This is a genomic window from Halococcus qingdaonensis (genome assembly GCF_024508235.1).
GTDB lineage: Archaea > Halobacteriota > Halobacteria > Halobacteriales > Halococcaceae > Halococcus > Halococcus qingdaonensis.
On the sequence record NZ_CP101943.1, the window covers coordinates 407,959 to 429,237 of the forward strand.

Below are 21,279 nucleotides of genomic sequence, written 5' to 3' on the forward strand. Positions count from 1 at the left end.
GAATATATACCAAACCCACATGATTGATTAGTCTTGATATACCGGAAACCCTTTTATAATGTCCTCACAAAGATCGGAGCAGGAAGCGGCGAGGCTAACTATGACAGGAGAAGAACTCATCTGGCGGATCGCGGGCGGTTCCGGTGACGGGATCGACTCGACGAGCCAGAACTTCACGAAGGCGCTGATGCGCACGGGGCTGGACGTATTCACACACAGACATTACCCATCGCGGATCCGCGGTGGCCACACCTACGTGGAGGTGCGAGCGGCCGACCACGCAGTGAAATCGCGCGGCGACGGCTACGATTTCCTGCTGGCACTCGGTGACAGTTTCGCCCGGAATCCCCAGGACGGGGAGGCCTACTACGGCAACGAGGAGGTCAAACCGCTCTCGGAGAACCTCGACGAGCTGCGCGAGGGCGGGGTGATCGTCTACGACGAGGGGCTGCTCGACACCGACGAGGTCGAGGATTTCGACGAGCGCGTCGAGGAAAACGACTGGCACGTCTACCCGCTCGACCTCCGAAGCCTCGCACGCGAGCACGGCCGCGAGATCATGCGCAACACAGCCGGCGTGGCCGCCACCGCGGCGCTGATCGACATGGACACGGGGATCTTCGAGGAGTTGATGGCCGACACGATGAGCGGCGAGATGCTCGAAACCAACGTGGAAGTGCTCGAGGAGGCTCACGCCGAAGTCAGCGAGATGGAGTTCACCCACGATCTGGAGGTGCCCACCGGGAGTCACGACGAAGAGCAAGTCCTCTTGAACGGGAGTCACTCGGTCGCGTACGGTGCGATCGACGAGGGCTGCCGGTTCATCGCGGGCTATCCGATGACACCGTGGACGGACGTGTTCACGATCATGACCCAGCACTTGCCCTCCATTGGAGGGATCTCCGAGCAGGTCGAAGACGAGATCGCGGCGGCGTCGCTCGCGATCGGTGCCTCCCACGCGGGTGTCAAGGCGATGTCCGGTTCCTCGGGCGGCGGGTTCGCACTGATGTCCGAACCACTGGGACTGGCGGAGATGACCGAGACGCCGATCGTGCTCGTGGAAGCGATGCGGGCTGGTCCCTCGACGGGGATGCCGACCAAACCCGAGCAGGGCGACCTCGAGCACATCCTCTACACGAGTCAGGGCGACTCCAATCGTGTCGTCTTCGCCCCTGGTACGGTCGCGGAGGCCTACGAGCAGTCCCGGGAAGCGTTCCGGGTGGCCTACGAGTATCAGATTCCGGTCGTGATCGTGATCGATCAGAAGCTTTCGGGTGAACTCGCGAGCGTGCCGGCGAGCCACTTCGATCGCGAGCCCAACCCGGATCTCGGCAGTGTCCTTTCGGAAGAGGAGATCGCGGATGCACCCCACCACGCGTCGGGGACGTTCAACCGGTTCCGGCACGACCCCGAAGACGGCGTGAGCCCGCGGAGCATTCCGGGCCAGAAGGACGGTCGGTTCCTGGCGACGGGCAACGAACACACCCCGCAAGGCCACATCGAGGAGAGTCCGGACAATCGCGTCGCGCAGGTCGACCGGCGCACGCGGAAACTCGAATCGATTCGAGAGGATCTCGACGACAAAGAGCACTCGAATCAGACGTATTACGGTCCAGAAGACGCCGAGCACGGCATTCTGGTCTGGGGAAGCCAGCAGGGCAGCGTCGAGGAGGCCGTCGACCGCCTCAACGAGCAGGGCGAGTCGGTCAAGATGCTGGGCGTGAGCGACCTGATGCCCTACCCCAAAGAAGACGTCACGGCGTTCCTCGAGTCGGTCGACGAATGCCTGGTCGTCGAGATGAACATCACCGCCCAGTTCAGAGGGCTCACTCAGAAGGAACTCGGACGGTTCGGCGAGAAGATGTCGAGCCTGCTCAAATACAACGGCAACCCGTTCGAACCGGCGGAGGTCGTCGAGGGGTTCGACATCCAGGTCAACGGCGGCGACGAACCGCCGACGGCACAGACGCGGATCGAACCCGCGGCAGGTGATTAAGACATGAGCAAATCATTCAGCGCGATCGGACAGGCGGCACAGGGCGAGGAGATCGATCGGGAGGCGTTCACGCCGGGGATCGAACCGCAGGCGACGTGGTGTCCGGGCTGTGGCGACTTCAGTGTCCTGAAGGCGCTCAAAGGTGCGATGCCCGAAGTCGGGCGCACGCCCGACGAGACGCTTCTCGTCACCGGCATCGGCTGTTCGGGCAAACTGAACAGCTACTTCGAGTCCTACGGGATGCACTCGATCCACGGGCGGTCGCTGCCGATCGCCCGCGCGGCGAAGCTCGCGAACCCGGGACTCGAGGTGATCGCGGCGGGTGGCGACGGCGATGGGTACGGCATCGGCGGGAACCACTTCATGCACACCGCCCGCGAGAACCACGACATGACCTACATCGTGTTCAACAACGAGATCTTCGGGCTGACGAAGGGCCAGACCTCCCCGACGAGCCCGAAGGGCCACGAGTCGAAGACCCAGCCCCACGGCTCGGCGAAAGATCCGATTCGACCACTATCGCTGGCGCTGACGTCCGGTGCGTCCTACATCGCCCGGACGGCGGCGGTGAACCCGCGGCAGGCGACGGAGATCCTGACGGAGGCGATCGAACACGACGGGTTCGCCCACGTGGACTTCCTGACGCAGTGTCCGACCTGGAACAAGGACGCCAAACAGTACGTCCCCTACACTGACGTCCAGGACTCCGAGGAGTTCGACTTCGACGTCCACGACCGCCAGGAGGCAGCCGAGATGATGCACGAGACCGAGGACAAACTCTACGAGGGCGAGGTGCTCACCGGTCGGTTCTACATCGACGAGGAGCGCCGGTCGTACGGCGAGGAGAAACGCTCCACTGGTGAGATGCCCGAGGAGCCGCTGGCCGAGCGCTACTTCGACGCGGAGGCAGACTGGGAGCGCAGTTACGACCTCCTCGACGCCCACAAGTAGATCGCCAGCGCGTTTTCTGATTCGGAAGATCTTTTTTCATGGACACCAACTAGTCGACATGAGCGCGGACTCCACCGAGGACCGCATTCTCTCCGTCCTGGAGGAGGATGCGCAGGCCTCGTACGCCGACATCGCGAACCGAGCGGACGTCTCGAAGCCCACCGTTCGCAAGTACATCGACAAACTCGAACGCGACGGCGTTATCACGGGCTATTCGGCCGACATCGATCCGAAGAAGCTCTCCGGGCGCTCGATCGCGCTCGTCGGTATCGAGGTCGAGAGCGGCCGCTACGTCGAGACGACGCGCACCATCACGGAGCTCGACGAGATCGAGACGCTCTACAGTTCCAGCGGCGACCACATGCTGATGGCTGAGATCCGCGCACCTGACGGCAACGCCGTCGGCAACGTCATCGCCGACGATATCCTCTCGATCGAGGGCGTCACCGCCGCCCACCCCTCCTTCTTGCAGGAACGACTCAAGTAGGGGTCCGTTTTCCACGGACGAGGCGTCCTCTCGCGTTGCTCGGTCCCATTCGCCGTTCACGATCCACCGGGTTCGCCGGTTCTCGCTGAATATCGTTCGCGTGATACTCTATCGGCATAGCTTGCACTTGCTCCGCTGAGTTCAGGTCATGATGCGACTACAGACGGCAGAACGACTGCAACCGCACTACCTCCACAACCATCGGCCGGCGGCGTTTTCACGCTACGGGTGCGAAACGACGGCATGGACACGCTGCGTGGTCTCCTCGTACGCGAGCGCCGGGGCGAGGGGATCGTCCTCCACGACGCCACCACCGGCCGCGAGTACGACGCCCGCCGACTCCTCACGAACGCCTGGAAAACGGGCAACTTCCTGCACCACTGCGGTGTCCGAAGCGGTCACACGGTCGCCATCGTCGGTCGGACTCCCGAAGCGCTCCTCGGCTTTCTCGGTGCGGTGTCGATCGGGGCCGTCACCCGCTTCGAGCCGTCACCGACGACCGACGCGCGTGCGGTGATCGCGCCGACCGACGAGATCGACGCGTTCGAACTGCCGCCCGGCGGCACGAAGATCGCCTACGGCGACCCCCCGGACGACGCCCACGTCGAATACTTCGAGCGCGACGTCTGGAGCGAGAACCCGACGCTCGTCCCGGCGACGATCGATCCTGACGACTCCGTTCTCGCGACCGATGGAGGAGGGGTTACGCACACCGCGGTGCTCACTGCCGCCGAGAGCGCGATCGAATCGGTGGCCATGCAGGCGGGCGAGACGATCGCCGTGCGCGCACCGCTCTCTCGACCCGGAACCGTCGCGGGCGGCATCGTCGCCCCACTGCTCGCGGATGCGACCATCACGCTCCCTGACGGCGATATCGTCGCGGATGTGGCGATCGCGAGCGACGACGCACCCGAACCGCGATCGCTTGATCCGGCGGACTGTTTCTGAGTTCTCGATTCATCGAATCGATCCGAAAGAAATATCCATGTGGTGTTCGCTCATCGGCCATGCCAGGAACGCTCATCGAGCAGGGCGAACGGGTCACGCTGCGGACCGTCGAGCGCGAGGACAGCGAGTTCCTCCAGCGTGCACACGCCAATCCCGAAATCCGCTACCCGCTCGGCACCGTCACACATATGAACGACAGCGAGATGGACGACTACTTCGAGGAGTTCATCGAGGACGAACACAACGTCGGTTTCGTCGTCTGTCTCGACGATGCAGGGCCGGACCATCCCGAGGAGGACGAAACCGAACCGATCGGTGTCGTCACTGTCAGGCGCGTCGACTGGGATCGACCTAGCCTAGCCTACTGGCTCGTCCCTGATCATCACGAACAGGGCTACGGCAAAGAGGCGGTCTCGCTCGTCGTCGAGTACGTCTTCCGGACGTTCGACGTCCACAGCCTCGGCGCGCACGCCTTCGATTTCAACGCGGCCTCGCGCGGGCTGCTCGAATCGCTCGGTTTCGTCGAGGAAGGTCGTGCGCGCGAGAATCGATTCATCGATGGCGAGTACCGAGATTCGGTTCAGTACGGACTGTTGCGCCGCGAGTGGCGCGAGCAGTGAGCTACGAGGTGGCTTCGGCCGTATCGCTGATCTTCATTCCCGAGAGCTTATCGACGATCGTGTCGACTTTTCCGTCGAGTTCGTCGACGAACTCCTCGGTCTGCTCGGTCGTGATGGCACCCTGACTCGACGGCTCGATGAGCGATTCCTCTTCGAGCACGCGCAGCGAGTAGCGCACCTTGTGATGGGGGTAGCCCGTCTCGTTGGACATCTTCACGATGCCGATCGGTTCGCTCTCGATGACCATCCGCAGCACCTGCAGATGGCGTTCCAGCATATCGACCTCTTTCTCAAGTCGGTCTATCATGGCATTTGTTAACTCGTGCGTGAGGGGTTTAAACGTTACTCCTCCGGATTCCGGTCGAAAAATCCAGCCACAGTGGGACGACTGCGATCGGCCGGCCCGTCGTCACCGGATTCGCTATTTCGGGCGTTAGTGGCCATGTATCATATACTTTCTGGCCTTCGACACCGAATGACGATGAATACCATCAAGTGGTGTTCGACGTCACCGTCATGACTGCCGGCACATCGAAATCGGTTTACCCGGAAGGTCGGAACCGAAGGACATGACAGTCACCATCGTCGGCGCACAGCTCGGCGACGAGGGCAAGGGCGGAATGGCCGACCGCTGGAGCGAATCGGCCAGCGTGGTATGTCGGTATCAGGGCGGCGACAACGCCGGTCACACCGTCGTCCACGACGGCGAGGAGTACAAGCTCTCGCTGGTACCGAGCGGTGCCATCCGCGGGAAAGTCAACGTACTCGGCAATGGCTGCGTCGTCAACCCCGAGACGCTGTTCGAGGAGCTTGACGCGCTACAGGAGCGCGGCGTCGATCCCGACATCCGGGTTGCCCGCCGCGCGCACGTCATCTTCCCCTATCATCGCGTTCTCGACGGCATCGAGGAAGACGTCAAGAGCGAGAGCGACTTCGACGTCGCCACCACCGGTCGCGGCATCGGCCCGACCTACGAGGACAAGGCCGGCCGGCGCGGCATCCGGATCGGCGACCTGCTCGACACCGACGTGCTGCGCGAGCGCCTCGAATACGTCGTCCCGCAGAAACGCGCGCTCGCCGAGGAGGTCTTCGGCGTCGAGACCGGCGAGGCGTTCGATATCGACGCGCTCTACGACCAGTATGCGGCGTTCGGCGAACGGCTCGCCGAGGAGAACATGACCGTCGATGCCGGGACCTTCCTCGCCGACCGCATCGACGACGGCGAGGACGTGCTCTTCGAGGGTGCACAGGGGACGATCCTCGACATCGATCACGGCAACTACCCCTACGTGACTTCCTCGAACCCGACAGCAGGCGGGACCTGTACCGGCACGGGACTCGGCCCGGGGATCGTCGGTGACGGCGAGATCGTCGGGATCGCCAAGGCCTATCTCTCACGGGTCGGCACCGGCCCCCTTCCCACCGAACTCGGTGGCGTGGTCGGCCAGACGCCCGACTACGACGAGGACACCGAGCGCGGCGACGAGGCACTCGCCACGGAACTCCGCGAGGCTGGCGGTGAATATGGTACTGTCACGGGTCGGCCACGACGCATCGGTTGGCTCGACATGCCGATGCTCCGCCATTCGACGCGCGCGAACGGGTTCACCGGGCTCGTTGTCAACCATATCGACACGCTCGCCGGGCTCGACGAGGTGCGAGTGGGTCATGCCTACACGCTCGATGGCGAGGAGCGACTCACGCTACCGGCGACGACCGAACGGTGGGCCGACTGCGAGGCGTCCTTCCGCAGCTTCGACGGCTGGGACGACGCCGACTGGGACGCGATCGCCGACGAGGGCTACGACGCACTCCCCGAGAACGCACGCGCATATCTGGACTACATCAGCGAGGAACTCGACGTCCCGATCTACGCCGTCGGCGTCGGGCCGGGCCGCGAGCAGACGATCGTCCGCGAGGACCCGCTCGGGTAGACGACACCGCACAGCACTGCCTCCGCCGAAGCCCTCGGGGCGCGCTCACTCCGTTCGCTACTCGCTCGGCTCCGCCTCGCTTGCGCCCCTCGCCCTTCATCCACCAAGAGAGCATAGTCGTTCGAGAGAGCGAAGCTCTCTCGTGATCGTCAAAAGAGCCGAGGGCTCTTTTGGATCTCGCGGGAGCTTCGCTCCCGCTCAATGACGAAAGACGCGAAGCGTCTTTCGAACCACTCTCCTGAGCCTCGGCTCGTTCCACTCGCCGAGACGCCAGGCACCGCCCGGCATCGCCAGCCGCCTCAGCACCGCAGCCGCGGTCACGGACCGCACTACCCCGCAGGCCGCGGCGCGGTCGCCCCGCAACCGCGCCACCCCGCGATCGCCGCTGGGCGAGCGCCACGCTTTTATCACCGCCGGTCGTCGTCTCGCGCATGAATTGGGGCGAGCGACGATGAAGGAGTCGCTGATGGAGATCGTGCGGTGTCCGATGGACAAGCAGGAGCTCGAACTCGAAGTCATCCAGCGAACCGACGACGAGGTGCTCGAAGGGCGACTCGTCTGTTCCGAGTGTGGCGAGGAGTACCCGATCGAGGAGGGGATTCCGAACCTGCTTCCGCCGGACATGCGCGAGGACGCGCCGGCCTGAATATGGCTGAGTCGACCGCTTCGGGGACGCTCTCGGTTCATCTCAACCGTGCGGAGCTCCACGCCGTCGAGCTGCCGGCGACGTTCGCGAGTTCGGATTCGTTCGTCGTCGAGCTCGACAACCACGGTGAGGCGACCCACGTCCATCTCCGTATCGACGACGCGCTCTCCGAGATCGCTTCGATCCCGACGAGCAACCACTACGTCCGTCCGGGCGCGACGGTGCGCGTTCCGATCCGCGTCCACGAGAGCGGCCCCGTCACGGGCCATCTCACCGTCGCCACCGCCTACGGCAGCCAGACCGAGGAGGTCGAGATCACGATCGAGCCGACCGCCGGCAAGCAGCGCGTCGAGATCGACGAATCGCTCATCGAACGCACCGACGACACCGTCGATGCCGGCCCGACGAGCCCCCCGACACGGTCGACGGGCGGCGGGACACGGTCGCGATCGACCGGGAGAACGCGATCGAGCACCGGAGGCATGTCGCGATCGAGTAGTGCAGGCGGCCTCGATAGTTCGGGACTGCTCGGTGCCACGGCGGTGGTGATCCTGCTGGGAATCGCGCTGCTGTTCGTCGAGGGTGTCGCCATGTACATCGGCGCGGTCGCCGTTCTCGCCGGACTCATCGTCGCCGGCTATCTCCTGCTCTCCTGACTCATCTTTTCTCGCGCAGACCCTCGAACTCGCCGTCGGCGAGTCGCTTCGCCCGGAGGTAGCGCGCCCGATACCGGTTCGCGCCGTCGCCGACGTCGGCCTCGCGGATCTCGTCGACGCGTCCGTCGGCGACCGCATCGACCAGCTCCGTCAGCTGCGAGCGCTCGCTCGGCGTCAGTTCGACTTCGTAGGTGCGCGTCTCCTCGCCTTCGAGAACGGCGAACTGTCGGGCGGCGGCGACGACGAGCGAACACGGCTCCCGACAGGGGAACTCACCGTCACCACGGGGTGCGTCGAGAGGCGTCTCTTCGTCCTTGTCCCACTCGCGGCGTTTGAGACACTGTGAATCGACACAGCAGGCCTCGGCGAGGTTTTCGACGCTATCGACGTCGAGATCGTCGATCACGCCGTAGATCCCCGTCTGGCGCTCGGCGGTTTCGCGGAAGTGGCTGACGTCCAGCTTGCCGACCTGTTCGCGATACCAGTTGGCGACCGTCGCCGGGTAGAAAAATTCGACCGTGCGCACGAGATCGCGGCCGTCGAGATCGCCGAAGCGCCAGCCCGCTTGAAGGCTGGGTGCGGTCTTCAGCGGACGATACCGGCCATCGTCGTCAAGCGTGCTGATCTCGCGTGCTTCGCGCGGATCGTGATAGCTGTCGAGCCCCGTGACGGCAGTGGCCGCGTCGGCCGTGTGGCGGAGTTCGTAGCTGCGCTCGCCGTCGGTGCCGAGCGTCGCAGTAACGAGCAGTTGGCCCCACTCGCGCGTGAGCCCGTCGACGAGCGTCTCGTACCGTTCGCGCACGCCGAGTTCGCTCGCGTGTTCGACCCAGCGGAGGAACGCTTCGTTGGTCTCGCTCGTCCCGCGCCAGAAGTGCCAGTTCGAGACGAACCACGGGTTCTCCGTCGCGAGCGCGTCGAACTCCTCCTCGCTCAGGCCGTCGTGGCTCACTTCCGGCGTCACGAACGCGTAGCCCGAATCATCCTGCGTGGCCGACAGCCCATCGCAGGTCACGCCGTCGGCGGCGGCCTCGCGGAGCGCCGCCAACTGGGAATCGTTCATCAATCACCGGCCGCCGGCGTGGCGGTCCGTTTGCGAACGATGTCGAGCGCTTCCTCGACGTCCGCGCCCGCATCGGCCGCGCGTTCGAGCAACACGTCGGCCATGAGCGGTTCGGTCCCGACCGCGCCGGCGTACCAGATTCGTTGGCCCTCGACCTCGGTGGGTGTCTCGTAGCCCTCGCGGTAGTCGTCGGTCAGCCCCATATCCTCGGGGATGTCCTCCTGAGTGTGATAGCCGTCGGCGACGAACAGCGGCACGACGACGACGTCCTCGCTCTCGAAGTAGTCGGTCACGTCGTCGACCTCCGGCTCCTCGTCCATGAACAGCGCATTGACCTCGTCGAACCGGTCCATCTCGCGAACGCGATCAGCGTGGTAGTGAATCGCCTTCGCCGAGTTCTCGTTGCGATTCGTCCCGTGGCCGACGACCGCGAGACCGAACCCCTCGCCCACGTCCGGATCGCCCGTCACCGACTCGGCACGCTGGACGACGACGTCGGACATGGCGGGGTGGGTGCCGACCGGGCCGCAGTAGTGGATCGTTTTATCGACGTCGGCGGCCGTGAGTGTGGCCGTGTCGGCGTCCGTCCCGTCGGAATCCCACAGCGAGACGTCCCAGTCCTCCAGGCGGAGCTCGCGCGGGATGACTTCCTCGGTGAAGTAGCCCTCGCTCACGAACAGCGGCACGACGTAGACCTCCTCGCTCTCGACGGTCCGCAGAACCTCCCGGAAGGAGGGTTCCTCCTTCCAGAACGCCTCGCGCACCTCGTCGAAGGCCCCCGCCGCGCGCACGGTGTCGGCGTGGGTGAAGGTCGGGTCGTGCGAGCCGGGGTTCAGGTGCGAGCCGTGGGCGACGATGACCAGTGCCGGCATACTGAAATCGAGGAGTGCGACCGGTTTAGTGGCTTCGCCTCCCCACTCTTGGGGCGAATCCACTTCACCATCAAATCGACGAACGGGACGGTTGCGGTCGGCGCGCGCTCGCGCTCGTGTGTGAGCCAAGCGAGCACCGAGCGCGGATCGGCGTGTGAGGGATGAGCACCGCAGCGAGCGGAGCGAGCGAGGAGCGCAATCGGCTGGGGAGGTATGTGGGCTGTGGTGGTGCGGTTGCGGTCTCTCATTTGGGTCAGGATTCGCGGTCTCGGTGCGATACATCGTCCACGATTCGGTACGTCGAGTTTTTCGTGCTCGACAGTTCATTCCGAAGCATGACCCTCGCCGCCGACACCAGACGTGCGGTGCGTCGAAACCCGTTCGTGTTCGAGGCGCTCCAGGCGGGCGTGCTCAACTACACCGCCGCCGCACGATTCCTCGATGTCGGTGATCTCGATCCGGTTGCCGCTGCGCTGCGGCGCTACGCCGAGGAGTTGCCCGACCACGAATCCGATGCGCGCGACGCCCGCGTGACGATGCAGAGTGGCCTCGGTGCGGTAAATGTGGACGAGGGAGATGGTGGACCCGACGAAAGCGAGGCGCTACTCGCGGTCGGCAGCCACGCGCTCGTGCCCGATGCCGGGTCGCTGACGGGCGTGCTCGCCACCGGGGAAGTCGATGCCCGAGCGCTCGCGCACGTTCTCGACCGATTGGCCGTCGAGGGAATCGACGTGACGGCTGCGGGCGTTGCCGGTGACGCGCTTCTGATCGCCGTGGATCGGCGGGCGGGTCCCGACGCAGTGCGGGTCGTCGAAGAGGCGCTCGGGGGAGTTGCGACGACTCCGACGGATTGAAGCGCTGGCCCGCGTAGATGGGACGATGACGCTGCGCGTGGAGAACACCCTCACCGGCGAGCGCGAACCGTTCGAGCCACAGGACCCCGATTCCGTACTCTTGTACTACTGTGGCCTGACGGTCTCGGACCGCGCTCATCTCGGCCACGCGCGCACGTGGGTCCACGTCGATGTGATGCACCGCTGGCTCGAACATCTGGGGTACGACGTGCGCCACGTCGAGAATTTTACCGATGTAAACGAGAAAATCGTCGCCCGAGTAGGGGAGAACGACCTCGGCGACTCCGAGGGCGCGGTCGCGCGCGGGTTCATCGAGAAGACGCTCGACGACATGCGCGCGCTCAACCTGAAGCGTGCGGAGGTCTACCCGCGGGTTTCGGAGCATATCCCCGAGATCGTCGACCTCGTCGAGCGACTCGTCGAAGGCGGGCACGCCTACGAGTCGAACGGCTCCGTCTATTTCGACGTGGGAAGCTTCGAATCGTACGGCGAACTCTCGAACCAGCGCCTCGACGAGATCGAATCACAGGGCGATCCCGACGAGCGAAGTGAGAAACGCCATCCGGCCGACTTCGCGCTCTGGAAGGCCGGCGGTGTCTCGCCCGAGGCCGTCGCCGAGCATCGCCACGACGAGGGCGTCGAGCCGTCGTCCGGCCAGACCTGGGAGTCGCCGTGGGGCGAGGGCCGACCGGGCTGGCACATCGAATGCTCGGCGATGAGCATGGCTCATCTCGACGAGACGATCGACATCCACGTCGGCGGACGCGATCTCGTCTTCCCCCATCACGAGAACGAGCGCGCTCAGAGCGAGGCCGCCACGGGCGAGACGTTCAGCGAATACTGGCTCCACGCCGATCTCTTCGCGATGGACGACGAGAAGATGAGTTCGAGCCTCGGCAACTTCATCACCGTCGACGAGGCGCTCGCCGACTACGGCCTGAACGCGATCCGCACCTTCCTGCTGTCGGGCAGCTACAACAGTACCCAGACCTACAGCGAGGCGGCCATCGAGGAAGCCGTCGAACGCGCCGAACGGCTCGAACGTACCCACGAGCGAGCGGTCGCGGCGCTCGACGGGCCCGACGCACGAACGAAGGTCGACGACGAGCGACTGCGCGATGCCGTCGACGACACGCGCGAGGCATTCACGACCGCGATGAACGACGATTTCAACACCAGGGGCGCGCTCGCGGCGCTGCTCGAACTCTCGACGGTCGTCAACTCCCGGCTCGACGCCGAGGACGAACACGATTATCGGGCGCTCAAACGCGCGGTCGAGACGTTCGAGGAGCTCGGCGAAGGGATACTCGGCCTGCAGTTCACCGAGGGGGCGACAGGCGAGGTCGGCATCGCCGACGAGCTCGTCGAACTCCTGCTCGACGTGCGCGAGTCGGCTCGCGAGGCAGGTGACTACGACCGCGCCGACGAGCTCCGGACCGAACTGGAGGCGCTCGGCGTCGAGATTCAGGACACCGACGACGGCCCGACCTACCGCCTGGGGGCGGGCGAATGAAATCCGGCGAGCATTTCCTGCTCAGTATCCCCGTCGTCGGGTGGGTTCTCGCACGCACTGACGAGCGCTCGCCACGCCGACTGGCGGCGCTTGCGGCCTACGGACTCGGGCTCGGCGTACTCATCGATCTCGATCACTTCGTACTCGCCCGACTGCGCGTCGGCGACTGGCACCATCTCACGGACTGTCTGCGGGATCCGAAGCGGGTGTTCGTCGACCAGGAGAACCTCTTCGAGGGGACCGGCGAGATGGCCAGTCTCAGGATTCTGAGTCACGTCCTCATCGGCGGTGCGCTGATCGCGCTCGCGCGGCGGGTGAGCCGTCCGGTCGAGCGGCTCACCGAATCCGTTCTCTTCGTACACGTGCTCGCGGACCTGCTGCGGGACAACGAGATCGTCTGACCGGTTACGTTTCGAGCACGTCGATACAGGCGATACCGTCGCCGTCTTCGAGCGCCATGATCGTCACGCCCATCGTGTTCCGGCCGACGGTCGAGATGTCGCCGACGGGCGTGCGCATGATCTGGCCGGTATCGCTCATCACCACGAGATCGTCGTCGGCGGTCGCGGCCTCGATGGCGGTGACGCGGCCGTTGCGCTCGTTCGTCTTGATGTCCTTCAGTCCCTTGCCGTAGCGCGACTGGGTGCTGTACTCGCTCATCGGCGTGCGCTTGCCGTAGCCGTTCTCGGTGACGGTGAGGAGGTCGGTGTCGTCGGTGGCGGCGACGACCCCCGCGACCGCGTCGTCCCCCTGGAGATCGACGCCGTTGACGCCGCGGGCGCTCCGTCCCATCTCCCGGGCCTCCTCCTTCGGGAAGCGGATCGCCATCCCCTGCTGTGTGCCGATCAGCAGGTCGCCGTCGTCGTCGGTGACTGCGACGTCGACGAGTTCGTCGCCGTCCTCCAGCCGGGTGGCGATCAGTCCGCCCGAGTGGATGTTCTCGAACTCGCTCGCGCAGGTCCGCTTGACGTAGCCGTCGTGCGTGACCATCGTGAGACATTCCTCGTCGGTGAGATCGTCGGTCGCCACGACGGCGGTGATCGCTTCGCCATCGTCGAGATCGACGAGGTTGATCGCGGATTTCCCGCGGGCGGTCCGCCCCATCTCGGGCACCTCGTAGACCTTGAGGCGATAGACGTAGCCCTGATTGGTGAACGTGAGGAGGTAGTCGTGGGTGTTCGCCCGGAACACCGCCGAGACGCGGTCGCCGTCCTTGAGTTTCGTGCCGATAATCCCCTTGCCGCCGCGACCCTGGGGATCGAACTGGCCGGCCGGCATCCGCTTGATGTAGTCGTTCTCGGTCATCACGACGACGACCTCCTCGTCCGGGATGAGGTCCTCGCGCGTGACGGTGCCGTAGTCCTCGACGATCCGTGTCCGGCGGTCGTCGGCGTACTCGTCCTGAACCGCGCGCAGCTCGTCGGTGATGACGCGATCGAGCTCGGCATCGCTCGCGAGGATGGTTTCGAGGCGGTCGATCTCGCTTTCGACGTTCTCGTACTCGGTTTCGATCTCCTCGGCTTCGAGCGCCGTCAGACTCCCCAGCTGCATCCGGACGATGTGGTCGGCCTGTCGCTCGGAGAACTCGTAGACTTCCCTGAGAGCGCTCTTGGCCGCGTCGCGGTCGTCGGCCTCGCGGATCAACTCGACGACGTCGTCGGCGTTTTCGAGCGCCGTCAGTCGCCCGGAGAGGATGTGCGCACGCTCCTCGGCCTCGTCAAGGTCGTGTTGGGAGCGTCGTCGGACGACCTCGCGGCGGTGCTCCAGATAGTGGCCGAGCAGTTCTTTGAGATCGAGCACTTGCGGCTCGCCGTCGACCAGCGCGAGGTTGATGACGCCGAACGTCTTCTCGAGGCAGTGTTCGAGCAGCTGGTTCTCGACGACATCGGTGAGCGCGCCGCGCTTGAGGTCGACGACGATACGGATGCCGTCGCGGTCGGACTCGTCGCGGAGATCGCTCACGCCGTCGAGCGTGCCGTCGTTGACGAGATCGGCGATATGCTCGACGAGTTTGGCCTTGTTCTGCTGGTAGGGGAGTTCGGTGATGACGATGCGCTCGTGGCTACCTGCCTCCTCGATCTCGTAGCTCGCGCGCATCCGCACGCGACCGCGACCGGTGGTGTACGCCGAATGGATCGCCTCGCGACCAACGATCTCAGCGCCCGTGGGGAAGTCCGGCCCCTTTACGTGCTCCATCAGATCCTCGACAGTGCAGTCGGGGTTCTCGATCAGGTGGATCGTCGCGTCGATCACTTCGCCCAGATTGTGCGGCGGGACATTGGTGCTCATCCCGACCGCGATGCCCGAGGAGCCGTTGACGAGAAGGTTCGGGAACGCCGACGGGAGGACGTCCGGCTCTTCGAGACGGTCGTCGTAGTTCGGCGTGAAATCGACGGTGTCCTTCTCGATGTCCGAGAGCAGTTCCTCGGCGATGGAACTCATCCGTGCCTCGGTGTAGCGCATCGCGGCCGGCGGATCGCCGTCGACGGAGCCGAAGTTGCCCTGGCCGTCGACTAGCGGCGCGCGCATCGAGAAGTCCTGGGCCAGCCTGGCGAGCGCGTCGTAGATTGCCGAGTCGCCGTGCGGGTGGTAGTCACCCATCGTGTCCCCGACGACCGAGGAGGACTTTCGGTGGCCCGCGTTCGAGGTGACGCCCTCCTCGTGCATCGCGTAGAGGATGCGCCGATGGACGGGCTTGAGGCCGTCACGGACGTCGGGCAGCGCGCGCCCGGCGATGACGCTCATCGCGTAGTCGATATACGACTGTTCCATCTCGTCTTCGATGCGGACCGAATCGACGTTCGCGGCCGCGTTCGATCCTGGTTGGGGGATGTCTGAACTCATGTGGTGTAGCTATCGGTGATACTGAAACGGGTTACAGCGCGGCTGCCGCGCTGTGGCGGTGCGGCTGCGGGAGCGGTGGGTCGTAGTGGGGGGACCGTTGTCCTTGGTGGATGAAGGGGGAGGCCCGCTTCGGGGGCCGAGGGTTTCGGCGGTGCTGTGCGGGGCGGTGCGGTCACACCAGCGAGCGGGTGTTTTTGGCGTAGCTTTTTCCGAGCACCCCGAAGGAAAACGGTACACGATTAGATATCGACCCAGTCGGCGTCGGTCGCGTGACTCTTGATGAACTGTCGGCGGGGTTCGACGGCGTCACCCATCAGGACGTTGAACATCTTGTCCGCGGCGGCGGCGTCCTCCAGCGTGATCTGCTTCAGGATGCGGTTCTCGGGGTTCATCGTCGTCTCCCAGAGCTGCTCGGGGTTCATCTCGCCCAATCCTTTGAACCGCTGGACCTGATCGGGCGTGCCGCCACACTTCTCTTCGACGATCTCGTCTCGTTCTGCTTCAGTCATCGCGTCGTAGGTTTCGCCGCCGTTGCGAACCCGGTAGAGCGGCGGTTGGGCGGCGTAGACGTAGCCGGCCTCGATCAGCGGCGTGAGATAGCGGTAGAGCAGGGTGAGATAGAGCGTCCGAATGTGCGCGCCATCGACGTCGGCGTCGGTCATGATGATGATCTTGTGATAGCGCGCTTCCTCGACGTCGAACTCCTCGTCGACACCTGCCCCGATGGCGGTGATGAGGTTGCGGATCTTCTCGTTTTCGAGAATGCGATCCAGTCTGTGCTTCTCGACGTTCAGCACCTTGCCGAACAGCGGGAGGATGGCCTGGAACTCGCGGTCGCGACCCTGTTTGGCGCTGCCACCGGCCGAATCGCCCTCGACGATGAACAGTTCGGACTCCGTCGGATCGCGGCTCTGACAGTCGGCGAGCTTGCCCGGCAAGGCTGTGGATTCGAGCGCCGACTTCCGGCGGGTGAGCTCCTCGGCCTTCTTGGCCGCACGGCGGGCCTTGGCCGCCTCGACGGCCTTGCCGATGACCGCCTCGGCGGTGTCGGGATGCTCTTCGAAGTAGGTATCCAGCTGTTCGTGGATGGCGCTCTCGACGACACCACGGACCTCGCTGTTGCCGAGTTTGGTCTTGGTCTGGCCCTCGAACTGCGGGTCGGGGTGCTTGATCGAGATTACTGCTGTGAGCCCCTCGCGGATGTCGCTACCCGTGAGGTTCTCGTCGTCGAGGGGTTTCAGGAGCCCGTGATCGCTCGCGTAGTCGTTGACGACCCGTGTGAGCGCGGTCTTGAACCCGGTGAGATGGGTGCCGCCCTCGCGGGTGTTGATGTTGTTGGCGAAGGCGTGGATCGAGCCCTGGAGCTCGTCGGTCGCCTGGAGCGCGATCTCGACGGATATCTCGCCGTCGTCGACGGTGGCGGCGTCGTCGAAGTAGATGACGTCCTCGTGGAGGGCGCTCTTGGTCTCGTTGAGATAGACGACGAACTCGCGGATGCCGCCGTCGTAGCGGAACCGTTCGCGGCTCCCGTCGCGCTCGTCGTCGAGCTCGATCTCGACGCCGGAATTGAGGAAGGCGAGCTCGCGCAGCCGGTTGGCGAGCGTTGAGGCGTCGAACGTCGTGTCGGTGAAGACCGCCTCGTCTGGCCAGAACTGGAGCTTCGTGCCGGTCGATTCGTCGTCGCGGAGGTCACGAACCCGTTCGAGATCACCCTCGGGTTCGCCGTGATCGAAACGCTGCTCCCAGACCGCGCCGTCGCGCTTGACGGTCACCTCGACCCACTTCGAGAGCGCGTTCACCACGGAGATGCCGACGCCGTGCAGGCCACCGGAGACCTGGTAGGACTCCTTGTCGAACTTCCCGCCGGCGTGGAGCACGGTCATGATTACTTCGAGGGCGGACTTGCCGTCCTCGTGCTCGTCGACCGGGATCCCCCGGCCGTCGTCGGTCACGCTCACCGAGGGGTGCTCGCCGTCGTGAACCGTGACCGAGATCGAATCGCAGTGGCCGGCGAGCGCCTCGTCGATGGCGTTGTCGACGACCTCGTACACCAGATGATGGAGACCACGCGCATCCGTCGACCCGATATACATCGCCGGGCGTTTCCGTACCGCCTGTAGCCCTTCTAAGACCTGTATCTGTCCGGCTCCGTACTCGTCTTGGGGCATATATAAGCTATCGATTGATAGTGGTTCCGAGGGCATAAGTCTCCCGCACGCGCGCGGACGAGAACACGCGAAAGCGAACGGATTCGGCCGATGCGATGGCCGACGGGCACGGTTTCGGTTCGTCGGTCGAGCGATCACCTCCACTTCCACCCTGCTACCGCGGTCGTTTTAACCGTCGCTCGAATACGCCGGGTAATGCCATCCCTCCAGTCGACGCTCGACGACGAGGGGGTCGCCGACGAGCTGGCGGCGAGCCAGCGTTCGATCTCCATCGCCGAGTTCTTCGAGAAGAACAAGCACATGCTCGGGTTCGACAGCGGGGCCCGAGGACTCGTCACCGCCGTCAAGGAGGCCGTCGACAACGCGCTCGACGCCGCCGAGGAAGCCGGCCATCTCCCCGACATCTACATCGAGATCGAGGAGGTCGGCGACTACTACCGGCTCGTCGTCGAGGACAACGGACCCGGCATCACGAGCGAGGAACTTCCCAAAGTGTTCGGGAAGCTCCTCTACGGTTCCCGCTTTCACAAACGCGAACAGGCCCGCGGCCAGCAGGGGATCGGCATCTCGGCGGCGGTGCTCTACTCACAGCTCACCAGCGGTAAACCCGCGAAGATCACCAGCCGGACGCAGGGTGGCGAGGCGAAATACTTCGAGCTCATCATCGACACCGACTCGAACGAGCCCGAGGTCTCCGTCGACGAGACGACGACTTGGGATCGGACCCACGGCACGCGCATCGAACTGGAGATGGAGGCGAACATGCGCGCACGCGGCCAGCTCAGGGACTACGTGAAACACACAGCCGTCGTCAATCCCCACGCCCGCATCGAGCTCCGCGAGCCCAACGGCGAGTTCAAGGCCGAGCGCGCGACCGATCAGCTCCCCGCCGAGACCGAGGAGATCCGCCCCCATCCCCACGGCGTCGAGCTCGGCACGCTGCTCAAGATGCTCGAAGCGACCGACTCCTACAGCGTCTCGGGGTTCCTCCAGGAGGAGTTCACTCGCGTCGGCACGAAGACGGCGACGAACGTCATCGGGGCGTTCACCGACCGCCACTACGGCCGCGAGATGGCCTGGCGGACGCCGGCGACCCACGAGGCGGACATCGAGGAAGCCGTCGCGGAGGCGGTGGTGAACAAGGGGCAAGACGCTACCGACGCGTTCGCCGGCCGCGTCGCCGACGCGATTCACGAACACGACCGCCTCGCCCATCACGAACTCGCCGCGCTCGTCGAGCGCGCCGCCGCAGCGACGACAGACGAGACGGGGACGACGTTCGGCGACACGGTCCAGGAGAAGGCGGTCGCGGCGGCGTGGGCGATCGTCCGCGACGACCGGACGGCCGATTTCTACACGTTGGCCGACGAGGCGACGAGCACGCGCAAGGACGACGGCGTCATCGAATCGTTCGCCGAACGGCTGGCGGCGAAGTTCGACGGCGAGGGTCGGGCGCGCGACCGACTGCGGCGGGAGACGCTCGAAGAGTACGTCGAGCGCGCCGCCGCGATGACCGCCGAACGCGAGGACGTCTCTTTCGGCGAGACCGCCCGCGAGAACGTCACGGACGCGCTCTGGAACGTCGCGCGGACGGTGCCCGACGATCCGCCGAACGTCACCGCCGTCGCCGACGATCGTGACACCGCGAGCGCCCTTCTGAGCGCGATGGCCGAGACGGACATCATCGCGCCGCCGACGGACTGTCTCTCGCCGATCACCGCGGATCTCGTGCGCTCGGGGCTCGAAAAGGAGTTCGACGCCGACTTCTACGCGTCGGCGACGCGCGACGCGGGCGTCCACGGCGGCGACCCGTTCATCGTCGAGGCCGGCATCGCCTACGGCGGCGACCTCCCCGCCGAAGGGAGCGTCGAACTGCTCCGCTTTGCGAACCGGGTTCCGCTGGTCTACCAGCGCGGGGCCTGTGCGACCACCGACGTTCTCAAGGGGATCGGCTGGCGCAACTACGGGCTCGACCAGCCCGGCGGCTCGGGCATGCCCAACGGGCCGGCGGTGATCATGATCCACGTCGCCTCGACGAACGTGCCCTTCACGAGCGAGTCGAAGGACGCCATCGCCAACATCCCGGCGATCGAGGACGAGATCGAACTCGCCGTCCGCGAGGCCGCCCGCGAGCTGAAGAGCTATCTGAACAAGCGCCGCTCGATGCAACAGCGTCAGGAGAAACAGGACGTCCTCGGCTCGATTCTCCCCGAGATGGCCGACAAGCTCGCGACCGTCACCGAGCGCGAGGAGCTGAAGATCGACGACTCGCTCGCGCGCATCATGAACAACGTCCTCGTCGAGCGCCGCGTCGAGAACTCCCACGTGGAGCTCGTCGTCGAGAACAACAGCGGGACCAGCGAGTCGCCCGAGCTGACCGAGATCGTCTCGGCCGAACCCACGAGCGTCTCCGACGGCGCGCGCGTCGTCGAGATGGACGGCGAGTGGTTCATCAAGTGGTCGCCAGAGGTCGGCAGCGACGACGACAGCGTCCTGAAGTACGAACTCGCCGACGAGAGCGACTACGATCTCGACGTGACCGGTATCGAGAACGCGAAACTCACCGTCAACACATAGCTGCACCACAATGAGCACCGACAGATCCGACAGCGACGACTCGGCGCGCGAGCGACTCATCGAGCTCGCGGCCGACTTCTACGACCAGTTCGCCGCCGGCCAGATCCCCGAGATGGAGCTGCCGACGCGGACGAAATCCAACATCGAGTACGACGAGAACAGTGACGTCTGGGTCTACGGCGACCGCACGAGCACGCGCAGCGCGAACTCGGTTCGCGGCGCGCGCAAACTGCTGAAGGCGATCTACACGATCGACTTCCTCGCCGACCAGCTCGGCGAAGACCGTTCGTCGACCCTGCGTGAGCTCTACTATCTCTCGGAGAGCTGGGACAACGAGGAGGCGCAGTTCTCGGATCAGGACGAATCGAACCAGCTCGTCGAGGACCTCGAAATCGTCTCGGAGGTGACCCGCGAGGACTTCCACATGCGCCCGGAGGAGTCGGGCGCGACGCTGATGGGGCCGCTCTACCTCCGCGAGCAAACCAGACGTGGCGAGCGCGAGATCCACTGCCAGAAGGACGTCGGCGAGGGTGGCTACCAGATCCCGAACAACCCGGACACGATCGAGTTCCTCGATCACGACGCCGAGTTCATCCTCTGTGTCGAGACGGGTGGGATGCGCGACAGGCTCGTCGAAAACGGGTTCGACGACGACTACGGTACGATCGTCGTCCACCTGAAGGGCCAGCCCGCCCGCGCGACCCGGCGAATCACCAAGCGCCTTCACGACGAGCTCGACCTTCCCGTGGTGGTGTTCACTGACGGCGACCCGTGGTCCTACCGGATCTACGGCTCGGTTGCCTACGGCTCGATCAAGTCGGCCCATCTCTCGGACTATCTCGCCACGCCCGAAGCGCGATTCATCGGGATTCAGCCGACCGACATCGTCGAGTACGACCTGCCGACCGACCCGCTCGCGGATTCGGACATCAACGCTCTCGAAAGCGAACTCAGCGATCCCCGCTTCCAGACCGACTACTGGCGCGAGCAGATCGAACTCCAGCTCGACATCGAGAAGAAGGCCGAACAGCAGGCGCTCGCCTCCCGAGGGCTGGACTTCGTCACCGACACGTATCTCCCGGAACGGCTGACCGAGATGGGCGTGCTGTAACGGGCGAACCAACGGGGCGTCGAGCCCGGAGGCTTATCTCCC

At 65.1% G+C, this 21,279-nt stretch carries 18 protein-coding genes; 13 read left to right on the top strand and 5 right to left on the bottom strand.

What is annotated here, in order from left to right:
- The first annotated feature begins 100 nt into the window (after positions 1–100).
- The 5 genes from NO363_RS02135 (at position 101) to NO363_RS02155 (ending at position 5,002) form a co-directional block, all read left to right on the top strand.
- A complete protein-coding gene (locus NO363_RS02135; protein ID WP_256686540.1) occupies positions 101–1,996 on the top strand; it encodes a 2-oxoacid:acceptor oxidoreductase subunit alpha in 1,896 nt (631 codons plus the stop codon).
- Between the two features lie 3 nt (positions 1,997–1,999).
- Positions 2,000–2,947 (top strand): thiamine pyrophosphate-dependent enzyme, encoded by a 948-nt coding sequence (locus NO363_RS02140; protein WP_256686542.1) that lies wholly within the window; start codon positions 2,000–2,002, stop codon positions 2,945–2,947.
- 58 nt (positions 2,948–3,005) lie between these two features.
- Complete coding sequence (gene lrpA1 / locus NO363_RS02145) at positions 3,006–3,434, top strand: HTH-type transcriptional regulator LrpA1 (RefSeq protein WP_004055562.1); 429 nt, start codon at positions 3,006–3,008, stop codon at positions 3,432–3,434.
- A gap of 243 nt (positions 3,435–3,677) precedes the next feature.
- Positions 3,678–4,382, top strand: a complete 705-nt coding sequence (locus tag NO363_RS02150) for an acyl-CoA synthetase family protein (protein WP_256686544.1) — start codon at positions 3,678–3,680, stop codon at positions 4,380–4,382.
- Positions 4,383–4,441: 59 nt separating this feature from the next.
- Positions 4,442–5,002, top strand: a complete 561-nt coding sequence (locus NO363_RS02155) for a GNAT family N-acetyltransferase (protein WP_256686546.1) — start codon at positions 4,442–4,444, stop codon at positions 5,000–5,002.
- Between the two features lies 1 nt (position 5,003).
- On the opposite strand, the gene NO363_RS02160 is transcribed toward NO363_RS02155, so the two are convergent.
- Positions 5,004–5,309, bottom strand: coding sequence for a hypothetical protein (locus NO363_RS02160; protein WP_256686548.1), 306 nt, complete (start codon positions 5,307–5,309; stop codon positions 5,004–5,006).
- A gap of 262 nt (positions 5,310–5,571) precedes the next feature.
- Between NO363_RS02160 and NO363_RS02165 the strand changes: the two genes are divergently transcribed.
- From NO363_RS02165 to NO363_RS02175, 3 genes are all read left to right on the top strand, one after another.
- On the top strand, positions 5,572–6,936 hold the full coding sequence (locus tag NO363_RS02165; RefSeq protein WP_256686550.1) for an adenylosuccinate synthase: 1,365 nt from the start codon (positions 5,572–5,574) through the stop codon (positions 6,934–6,936).
- Positions 6,937–7,387: 451 nt separating this feature from the next.
- A complete protein-coding gene (locus NO363_RS02170; RefSeq protein ID WP_004055557.1) occupies positions 7,388–7,582 on the top strand; it encodes a methytransferase partner Trm112 in 195 nt (64 codons plus the stop codon).
- Between the two features lie 2 nt (positions 7,583–7,584).
- Complete coding sequence (locus NO363_RS02175) at positions 7,585–8,238, top strand: DUF7524 family protein (RefSeq protein WP_256686552.1); 654 nt, start codon at positions 7,585–7,587, stop codon at positions 8,236–8,238.
- A gap of 1 nt (position 8,239) precedes the next feature.
- Here the strand turns inward: NO363_RS02175 and NO363_RS02180 are convergent, their stop codons facing one another.
- Both NO363_RS02180 and NO363_RS02185 read right to left on the bottom strand, forming a co-directional pair.
- Positions 8,240–9,298 carry a DR2241 family protein gene (locus NO363_RS02180; RefSeq protein ID WP_256686553.1) on the bottom strand — a complete coding sequence of 353 codons (1,059 nt, stop codon included), beginning with the start codon at positions 9,296–9,298 and terminating at the stop codon, positions 8,240–8,242.
- Complete coding sequence (locus NO363_RS02185; protein ID WP_256686554.1) at positions 9,298–10,170, bottom strand: CbiX/SirB N-terminal domain-containing protein; 873 nt, start codon at positions 10,168–10,170, stop codon at positions 9,298–9,300. The genes NO363_RS02180 and NO363_RS02185 overlap by 1 nt, the downstream gene beginning before the upstream one ends.
- A gap of 335 nt (positions 10,171–10,505) precedes the next feature.
- Here NO363_RS02185 and NO363_RS02190 point away from each other — a divergent pair, with 335 nt between their 5' ends.
- Genes NO363_RS02190 through NO363_RS02200 form a run of 3 tightly spaced genes read left to right on the top strand, consistent with a single transcriptional unit; the run spans position 10,506 to position 12,938 of the window.
- Positions 10,506–11,024, top strand: a complete 519-nt coding sequence (locus NO363_RS02190; protein ID WP_256686556.1) for a DUF7523 family protein — start codon at positions 10,506–10,508, stop codon at positions 11,022–11,024.
- A 25-nt stretch (positions 11,025–11,049) separates the two neighbouring features.
- A complete protein-coding gene (cysS, locus tag NO363_RS02195) occupies positions 11,050–12,537 on the top strand; it encodes a cysteine--tRNA ligase (RefSeq protein WP_256686558.1) in 1,488 nt (495 codons plus the stop codon).
- Positions 12,534–12,938, top strand: coding sequence for a hypothetical protein (locus NO363_RS02200; protein ID WP_256686559.1), 405 nt, complete (start codon positions 12,534–12,536; stop codon positions 12,936–12,938). The genes cysS and NO363_RS02200 overlap by 4 nt, the downstream gene beginning before the upstream one ends.
- 4 nt (positions 12,939–12,942) lie before the next feature.
- Here the strand turns inward: NO363_RS02200 and gyrA are convergent, their stop codons facing one another.
- Both gyrA and gyrB read right to left on the bottom strand, forming a co-directional pair.
- Positions 12,943–15,381: a DNA gyrase subunit A gene (gene gyrA, locus NO363_RS02205; protein WP_256686560.1), complete on the bottom strand. Its 2,439-nt coding sequence runs from the start codon at positions 15,379–15,381 to the stop codon at positions 12,943–12,945.
- 239 nt (positions 15,382–15,620) lie between these two features.
- On the bottom strand, positions 15,621–17,549 hold the full coding sequence (gene gyrB, locus NO363_RS02210; RefSeq protein ID WP_256686562.1) for a DNA topoisomerase (ATP-hydrolyzing) subunit B: 1,929 nt from the start codon (positions 17,547–17,549) through the stop codon (positions 15,621–15,623).
- Between the two features lie 195 nt (positions 17,550–17,744).
- Between gyrB and NO363_RS02215 the strand changes: the two genes are divergently transcribed.
- Positions 17,745–20,126, top strand: coding sequence for a DNA topoisomerase VI subunit B (locus NO363_RS02215; protein ID WP_256686564.1), 2,382 nt, complete (start codon positions 17,745–17,747; stop codon positions 20,124–20,126).
- A gap of 10 nt (positions 20,127–20,136) precedes the next feature.
- A complete protein-coding gene (locus tag NO363_RS02220; RefSeq protein WP_256686565.1) occupies positions 20,137–21,237 on the top strand; it encodes a DNA topoisomerase IV subunit A in 1,101 nt (366 codons plus the stop codon).
- Positions 21,238–21,279: the final 42 nt, after the last annotated feature.

Excerpts from the sequence above, each read along its gene's own strand:
- NO363_RS02140 (WP_256686542.1), top strand. The coding sequence starts at position 2,000 with ATGAGCAAATCATTCAGCGCGATCGGACAGGCGGCACAGGGCGAGGAG.
- NO363_RS02150 (WP_256686544.1), top strand. The coding sequence starts at position 3,678 with ATGGACACGCTGCGTGGTCTCCTCGTACGCGAGCGCCGGGGCGAGGGG.
- NO363_RS02200 (WP_256686559.1), top strand. The coding sequence starts at position 12,534 with ATGAAATCCGGCGAGCATTTCCTGCTCAGTATCCCCGTCGTCGGGTGG.
- NO363_RS02180 (WP_256686553.1), bottom strand. The coding sequence starts at position 9,298 with ATGAACGATTCCCAGTTGGCGGCGCTCCGCGAGGCCGCCGCCGACGGC.
- NO363_RS02155 (WP_256686546.1), top strand. The coding sequence starts at position 4,442 with ATGCCAGGAACGCTCATCGAGCAGGGCGAACGGGTCACGCTGCGGACC.
- gyrA (WP_256686560.1), bottom strand. The coding sequence starts at position 15,381 with ATGAGTTCAGACATCCCCCAACCAGGATCGAACGCGGCCGCGAACGTC.
- NO363_RS02170 (WP_004055557.1), top strand. The coding sequence starts at position 7,388 with ATGAAGGAGTCGCTGATGGAGATCGTGCGGTGTCCGATGGACAAGCAG.
- NO363_RS02160 (WP_256686548.1), bottom strand. The coding sequence starts at position 5,309 with ATGATAGACCGACTTGAGAAAGAGGTCGATATGCTGGAACGCCATCTG.
- NO363_RS02135 (WP_256686540.1), top strand. The coding sequence starts at position 101 with ATGACAGGAGAAGAACTCATCTGGCGGATCGCGGGCGGTTCCGGTGAC.
- cysS (WP_256686558.1), top strand. The coding sequence starts at position 11,050 with ATGACGCTGCGCGTGGAGAACACCCTCACCGGCGAGCGCGAACCGTTC.
- lrpA1 (WP_004055562.1), top strand. The coding sequence starts at position 3,006 with ATGAGCGCGGACTCCACCGAGGACCGCATTCTCTCCGTCCTGGAGGAG.
- gyrB (WP_256686562.1), bottom strand. The coding sequence starts at position 17,549 with ATGCCCCAAGACGAGTACGGAGCCGGACAGATACAGGTCTTAGAAGGG.
- NO363_RS02185 (WP_256686554.1), bottom strand. The coding sequence starts at position 10,170 with ATGCCGGCACTGGTCATCGTCGCCCACGGCTCGCACCTGAACCCCGGC.
- NO363_RS02190 (WP_256686556.1), top strand. The coding sequence starts at position 10,506 with ATGACCCTCGCCGCCGACACCAGACGTGCGGTGCGTCGAAACCCGTTC.
- NO363_RS02215 (WP_256686564.1), top strand. The coding sequence starts at position 17,745 with ATGCCATCCCTCCAGTCGACGCTCGACGACGAGGGGGTCGCCGACGAG.
- NO363_RS02165 (WP_256686550.1), top strand. The coding sequence starts at position 5,572 with ATGACAGTCACCATCGTCGGCGCACAGCTCGGCGACGAGGGCAAGGGC.
- NO363_RS02220 (WP_256686565.1), top strand. The coding sequence starts at position 20,137 with ATGAGCACCGACAGATCCGACAGCGACGACTCGGCGCGCGAGCGACTC.
- NO363_RS02175 (WP_256686552.1), top strand. The coding sequence starts at position 7,585 with ATGGCTGAGTCGACCGCTTCGGGGACGCTCTCGGTTCATCTCAACCGT.